Source organism: Desulfosporosinus burensis (assembly GCF_054657535.1).
In genome coordinates this window covers 1-344 of the sequence record NZ_BAAHYN010000102.1, presented here as the reverse complement: position 1 = coordinate 344, position 344 = coordinate 1, and the positions used below count along the sequence as shown (strand labels likewise).

The window sequence follows — 344 nt, the reverse complement described above, 5'->3', positions numbered from 1 at the left end:
TCATTCCATCAAGCCAAATTTAGTTTTTATCCGGTCTAGCTTTTTTAGCCAAGGTTTTGCCAACACAAAAAGAAAGATTAGGGTTGATACTGCATGAGTAAAATCAAACCAAAAACTTGATATGTAAGCTGCTACTATAGCTTGCCAGGTAATAGGATTGATAAATCCGATAATAAACCAGAGATTCATGACCCATCCAAAGGCAAACCCTGATAATAGTCCATAGGTGGATAAGCTTAATTTTCCTTTGAAAAAACCTGCATTTTTCAATACTCCTGCGACAAAACCGATCATCCCCCAACAGAACATTTGCCACGGGGTCCATGGACCTTGTCCAAAAAATA

At 38.1% G+C, this 344-nt stretch carries 1 pseudogene; it reads right to left on the bottom strand.

Features of this window, described 5'->3' with window-relative positions:
- Window positions 1–344, bottom strand: a pseudogene (locus tag ACYQ3Q_RS28580) (ECF transporter S component); the annotation flags it as partial.